We start from the raw sequence: 6,557 nt of genomic DNA, 5'->3' as shown, positions 1-6,557 counted from the left end.
CCGCTGACGGGTCTGCGGTACTGCTTCAATAGAAAGTATGGAACGCTTTTTGTTCTAAACTTTCTATTAAGGAATAGCGCATGCTGGCTTGTACTATTCAGTAGTTATAAATATGACAAATATTACTTCGTCATAGCATACAAAATCTGGTGTCCATATCTGTGCAACATCCATAGATATGGACTTTTCTTTTGCTTTTTAATGAATAAATGTTGACATTTCCTTCCAGATGGGCTACTATTTTAAATGAAGTGTAATATTTTTGTAACGTATTTACACATACTTGCAATAATTATTAAAGTAAAAAAGCGATTGAAATTAGAGAAAAAATTTGAGAATAAAATCAAAGGAGTATAGTGATGAAGAAAAAAATTCTTGTCGTGCTTTCCCTTGTTGGAATATTAACTGCTTCTATACCTGCCCCTGATGTTCAGGCGGCCTGGAAAGTAACGGATCAGGGACGACAGTACACAACGAATTCTACACTTGGCTATGCAACTGGCTTTAAGAAGATAAAAGGAAATTGGTACTATTTCGATAAACAGGGTATCATGAAAACAGGATGGGTTTACACAGACCGCCAATGGTACTATTTAACAGCCAGTGGTAAAATGGCTAAGAATATGTGGATTGGCAATTTCTATGTAACGGCTGACGGTTCCATGGCCCGCAATACTACGGTAAACGGAGTAGTGTTTGACGCATACGGAAATAAAGTATTGTCCTCCAGTGGAGATTCCGGTACAAGCTCCAGCTCCAAAAAGAAGAGAAACGGCTGGTATCAGTCTACGAGTGAAAAGACTTGGTACTATTACAATGATCAGGGCAAAAAAGCCAAAGGCTGGCTCACTCTTCCCAATGGAAAATACTACCTGGATCCTGAAACAGGAGCGATGGAAACCGGTTTTACCAAGATTGGCAGATCCTCATACTATTTCAATAAATCAACCGGAAAATTACAAACCGGATGGTATAAAGTAGGGCGCAAGCGCTACTATTCCTCTAAATCCGGTATTGTAAAGAAGAACCGCTGGCTGAGTAAAAAGACGATGTACGCTGGCAAAAAGGGTTCTATGTTAACCGGATGGGCAACCATTAAGGGAGAACGCTATTATTTCAGCCCTTCAACCGCTAAGAAAGTGACCGGCTGGCAGAACTTAGACAGCAAATGGTACTACTTTGATCAAAACGGTGTAATGGTCAAAAATAAATGGGTAACCTACGGACCAACCAGAAAGAAATGTTATCTTCAGAGTGATGGCAGCATGGCTTCCGACCAGTGGGTAGGAAAATACCATGTGACAGCAAGCGGATACCGCGATGGACAAACCCGCAGCAGAGGCCTTTTTTATGAAAATGGCAAAACTTATTATAATGATAAAAAGTATAATAAGGTATCCGGCTGGGTAACGACTGACAGCAAGCGATATTATTTCGGCAGTGATTATGCCGCAGTAAAAGGCTGGCAGACAATTGATAATAAACGCTTCTATTTTGATTTAAATGGTGTCATGCAAACAGGCTTAATAGATATTGGAACCCGTACATACTATTTCAATACCGACGGTTCCATGGTTTCATCAACTACGATTATGATTAACGGCATCGCATATTCATTTGATGCCGACGGTGCATATATTGATCCGGATATCCCGGCAGATGCTACAAAAGGTGAGCAGATCGCCGCTTATGCCAAGAAATTCCGCGGCAACCCCTATTTGTGGGGTGGCACCAGCCTTACAAACGGTGCAGACTGCTCCGGATTCACCATGAGTGTCATGAAGCACTTTGGAATATCCATCCCCCGAGTTGCAGAAGACCAGGCTAATGGTTATTCACCCTGGGGCGGTATCTATAATAAAGGAAAATCCGTGATCCCGGATGAGAAACATCTTCTTCCTGGCGATCTGGTATTCTATTACAGCCCTGTGGGGCATGTAGGTATCTACATTGGCAATGGACAGATCATTCATGCCAGCAATGCAACAGACGGTATTATAATATCTAAATTTGACTACACCAAGCCAGTTTCAGCTATGCGTTACTGGACATAGTTCAAGAGTCATTTAATTAATAAAAATAGTTTGGAACCAACTGATTACAGTTGGTTCTTTTTTAATGTCCAATTAAACGCTCTAACAGGTTCGTTCAAGAAGATTTACCTTTTACTGGAGTAAATCTACTTTGTATATATAAATTGGCTAAATGAGGCTAATTTGAGTTTACAAGAATATAAGAGAATAAGTGAATAAGACTATAAGACTATAAAACCATAAGACTATAAAACTTAAAACTATAAAACTATAAAACTATAAAACTATAAAACTATAAAACTATAAAACTAATCTTACAGCAACCGGTTTAAAAATACATATGCTGTGAATAATTCAGTGCTTTATTTAGCCAGAACAAAATGAACATAGTAGATTTTAAAAATTAAACTGAGGTTTCGCAGATTATATACGCTTTGTAAAAGAACTTCAACAACTTTTCCTCCCAAGACTCATCTATTGCACATTCAATGATACCTTTAAAATTAGTACACAATTCAATTTATTATCTGAAAATGGCAATCATCTTTATTTTTTCAAAACCATATTATGACGATAAAAAAGTCAATACCCAATCGATCCTTTCTCCACATAAAAACACGAATTATCACATTTTACAAAACGTTTGTTCCCAAAAAATACTATGTAAACCACTGAAAATTCGATCTTTTATGTGGATAATGTGCATAACTTAGTGTATAACTCCATTTTGCCACTATTTCCGACATTTTTAATGTGGATAACTCGACACAGTTATACACACGATTTTTACACCATTTTCCAAGTTTCGACAAATTTTGTGCATCTTGTATATCCCCTGAATTGTGAGGAATTTTTCGAATTGTACTAAATTTTTTATCCTATTACATTTCAGTTTCAAGAAGGCTTACTATATATGAAAAAACCTTCACTCTTTCGAGTGAAGGCCTTGTTCTGATTTATTTAATTAATGTGAATTAATCTAAGTAACTTCTAGCGCTGCATGGCTGTCTATAACCCATATCAGATACAATAATTCCTGTTGTAGAACTACTAGCATGTACTACCTGATTGTTACCAATGTACATAGATACATGTCCGATTCCGCCGTCGCCATTGTAGAATAACAAGTCACCTGGCTGAATGCTTCCAAGATCTACTGCTCTGCCGCTGCCAGCCTGAGCTGCTGCAACTCTAGGTATACTAATTCCAAAGTTTGCCATAACTGACTGTGTAAATCCGGAACAATCTGCACCGTTCGTTAAGCTTGTACCACCCCATACATATGGGTTTCCAACAAACTGCAGTGCAAAGCTTACAACGCTTTGTCTAAGTCCGGAAGCACTTGATGACTGTCCTGCATCCGGAGCTTCTGTAGATCCGCCTGATGCGTCACCAAACTGTTGTTCCTGGTTATCTGCTGTATTTCCGCCAGACTGACTTCCTTCTGTCTGTTGCTGCTGCTGTTGTGCTGCTGCATCCGCTGCTGCCTGTGCATCTGCTGCTGCTTTTGCCTGGGCATCCGCCTGTGCCTGTGCATCTGCTGCTGCCTGTGCTGCCGCCTCTGCCTGTGCTTGTGCGTCTGCTGCTGCCTGCTCTGCCGCTGCCTGATCAGCTGCTTCCTGAGCTTTTGCTGCTGCATCTGCTGCTTCCTGTTCTGCTGCCGCCTGCTGTGCTGCTAAAGCATCTGCTGCGGACTGTGCGTCTGCCGCTTCCTGTGCAGCCTGATTTGCTGCTGCCTGTTCCTGAGAATCTAAGTACTCCAACCAAGCTTTATCTTGAGCTGCCTGTTCAGCTGCTGCTGCCGCCGCTGCTGCTTCGTCAGCTTTTCTTGCTTCTTCTACTGCTGCCAGATAAGCCGCTTCTTCCGCTGCAATTCTAGCCTCTTCTTCTTCTTTTGACTCTGCTTCAACAAACTTTGTATCGCACTCTACGTAATCTTTTGCTACATAACCTACCACGTCAGAATCAACTGCAACTTTTACCCAGTCACCCAGATCTTCTTCTACCTGAAGTTTTTCTGCATCTCCAACAAGTGTAACTACATCAGAATCTGTATTAGGATCCTGGCGTACCATTAATGTTGTTGTATTAACAGTTGCAACCTCTTCTCCTACCTCTTTTGCAAGTTCTTCTGCCTGTGCTCCGGTTGCAAAAAATTCTTTGTTTACATAGCCTGTCACTGAACCCGATTTAATCAAATACCAGTCACCTTCCTGGCCAAGAATTTCAGCTGCGGAATTATTATAAAGCTTACCAAGTACTTTACCATCTTCAGTACTTGCTGCATCTCTGATATTTACATATGCATCATCATTAACCTGGGCAATAGCTAGTCCATCATATTTACTTGGCTCTGCCGGGGCAGTGTTCTCAGTTGACTGGTTCACTTCATTATTTTCTTCTACCTTTGCCTGCAATCCTGCTAAAGGTACATCAGCGCCAGCTGCCATTGTTAATATCCCAGTACTTCCAAATGTTATAGATGCTGCCATCATACAGGCTGCAATCTTCATCATCCTTTTCTTCATTACTTATCCTCGACCTCCGATATATCTTATCTTTCAATTATTATTTATTACGAAATTATTAAAATTATTACATTGCTATCATAACAAATATTACATGATTTGTCAATGCCGATAATATTTTTTTTAATTCTGTAATGAAATAATGGAAGTCCCAGGCTCTGTTTATGCGTATATAAGATAGTTTTGTACGGAAGTTACAGCATTTGCGCCATCAGCAGCTGCTGTAATAATTTGACGTAACATTTTCGTCCGAATATCTCCCGCTGCAAAAATTCCTTTCTTATTTGTAACACAATCTTCATTAGCCACAATATATCCATGTTTGTCTGTTTCCACAATCCCCTGAAAAACCTCAGAGTTAGGTAGAATTCCAACCGCTATAAATACACCGTCCACGGGGATGTTATCCTCTTTTTCCGATTTAACATTTGTAATTGATACGGACTCCACATGTTCCTCTCCGTTAATACGGTCTACCACAGAATCCCAGATAACTTCTATATTGTCACATACAAAAAGCTTTTCCTGTAAAATTTTAGCTGCACGCAATTCATCTCTTCTGTGAATCAGATATACTTTTTCACAAACTCTTGCCAGAAAGATTGCATCCTCAACTGCAACATCACCGCCGCCCACTACAGCAACCGTTTTGTTCTTAAAGAATGCACCATCACAGGTAGCACAATAAGATACCCCCATTCCGGCAAGCTCTTCTTCGCCTGGGACATTCAGTTTACGGTGTCTTGCCCCTGCCGCTAAAATAACCGTTTTTCCAACAAATTCACCTTGATCCGTGACGATTTTTCGATCTGTTCCTTCTATTATAATGTCACTTACTTCCGCAGTGACAAATTCTGCCCCTAAAGCATCCGCATGTTCCCTGAACTTTGTTGCCATATCAAATCCGTTAATCCCCGGCAAACCCGGATAATTATCAACTTCATAAGTGTTGATTACCTGCCCTCCGCTAACATAATTTTTTTCAATAATCAGACATTCCAATTTTGCTCTTTCCGCATAAATTGCCGCCGCCAGCCCTGCAGGTCCTGAACCAATAATAATTGTATCGTATTTTCTTCCCATTATTTCCAACTCCTTTTTGTATTTACAGTATTCACCTTAATATTAGTATTATACCGCAGATCCCTGAAATATGTCACCCTTTACTTATTTTCAATGAAAAACAATTAAATTGAACAAAGTATTGTACGGTTCCAGTCTGATAAAAAGCTACTTCTATCTTCCATATCTAAATGCATTCTAATAAAGCAGAAATAATACCATTATCAGCTGAATTTGCGATAATACGATCAATAAAACATTTGACAAATGCACAATTATCATATACAATAAAATCAGTAACCGTTATCATTATTATAAGGAGGTGAATTATGGCTACTCTAAAATACAGTAAACAACGGGAATCTATTATAGAGTTCTTAGCAACCAGAAAAGACCATCCCACTGCCGACACTGTATATATGAACATCAGGGAGCAATTTCCAAAGATCAGTTTGGGGACGGTATATCGTAACCTTGCCCTGTTATCCGATCTGGGAGAAATCACAAAAATCGTAACGGGAGATGGCGCAGACCGCTTTGACTATAATACTAACCCACACAATCATTTTGTCTGCACGAAATGTCACAGTGTGATTGATTTAGAAATGGACAATATTGATGAGATTGTAGATGTCGCTCAAAAGAATTTTTCAGGTAAAATAGACAGCTATATTACGCATTTCATGGGCATTTGTCCGGATTGCATTAAAAAATCGTAAATGATAAAAAAATGCTTGACTTCTAAGTAGAGTTATGATAAATTAATATCAGTAATCGTTACTGATTTCTAAAATTCAAAATACAAACTTAATATTCATCGGTCCGGTACTCTAACAGCCGGACCGGTACCAAAATATTTATATAAGAAAAGGAGATTGAAAAATGGCTAAATTTGTATGTAATGTATGTGGTTATGTTCATGAAGGAGATTCTG

The 6,557-nt window shown here is 39.3% G+C and carries 4 protein-coding genes; 2 read left to right on the top strand and 2 right to left on the bottom strand.

Annotated features, from left to right (window positions below):
• Positions 1-359 precede the first annotated feature (359 nt).
• Positions 360-2,054 (top strand): NlpC/P60 family protein, encoded by a 1,695-nt coding sequence (locus ACH2DQ_RS06535; protein ID WP_394913951.1) that lies wholly within the window; start codon positions 360-362, stop codon positions 2,052-2,054.
• 953 nt (positions 2,055-3,007) lie between these two features.
• Here ACH2DQ_RS06535 and ACH2DQ_RS06530 read toward each other — a convergent pair.
• Positions 3,008-4,561 (bottom strand): NlpC/P60 family protein, encoded by a 1,554-nt coding sequence (locus ACH2DQ_RS06530; protein ID WP_394914805.1) that lies wholly within the window; start codon positions 4,559-4,561, stop codon positions 3,008-3,010.
• A gap of 162 nt (positions 4,562-4,723) precedes the next feature.
• Positions 4,724-5,644 carry a thioredoxin-disulfide reductase gene (gene trxB / locus ACH2DQ_RS06525; protein WP_394914806.1) on the bottom strand — a complete coding sequence of 307 codons (921 nt, stop codon included), beginning with the start codon at positions 5,642-5,644 and terminating at the stop codon, positions 4,724-4,726.
• A gap of 308 nt (positions 5,645-5,952) precedes the next feature.
• Here trxB and ACH2DQ_RS06520 point away from each other — a divergent pair, with 308 nt between their 5' ends.
• Positions 5,953-6,342, top strand: a complete 390-nt coding sequence (locus ACH2DQ_RS06520; RefSeq protein ID WP_394914807.1) for a transcriptional repressor — start codon at positions 5,953-5,955, stop codon at positions 6,340-6,342.
• Positions 6,343-6,557: the final 215 nt, after the last annotated feature.

The sequence above is a fragment of the Robinsoniella sp. genome, from assembly GCF_034124845.1.
The sequence above is the reverse complement of the archived record's forward strand: the minus strand, read 5'-3'. Positions and strand labels throughout refer to the sequence as shown.

Coding starts and splice junctions, on each gene's coding strand:
- ACH2DQ_RS06535 (WP_394913951.1), top strand. CDS start 360: ATGAAGAAAAAAATTCTTGTCGTGCTTTCCCTTGTTGGAATATTAACT.
- ACH2DQ_RS06530 (WP_394914805.1), bottom strand. CDS start 4,561: ATGAAGAAAAGGATGATGAAGATTGCAGCCTGTATGATGGCAGCATCT.
- trxB (WP_394914806.1), bottom strand. CDS start 5,644: ATGGGAAGAAAATACGATACAATTATTATTGGTTCAGGACCTGCAGGG.
- ACH2DQ_RS06520 (WP_394914807.1), top strand. CDS start 5,953: ATGGCTACTCTAAAATACAGTAAACAACGGGAATCTATTATAGAGTTC.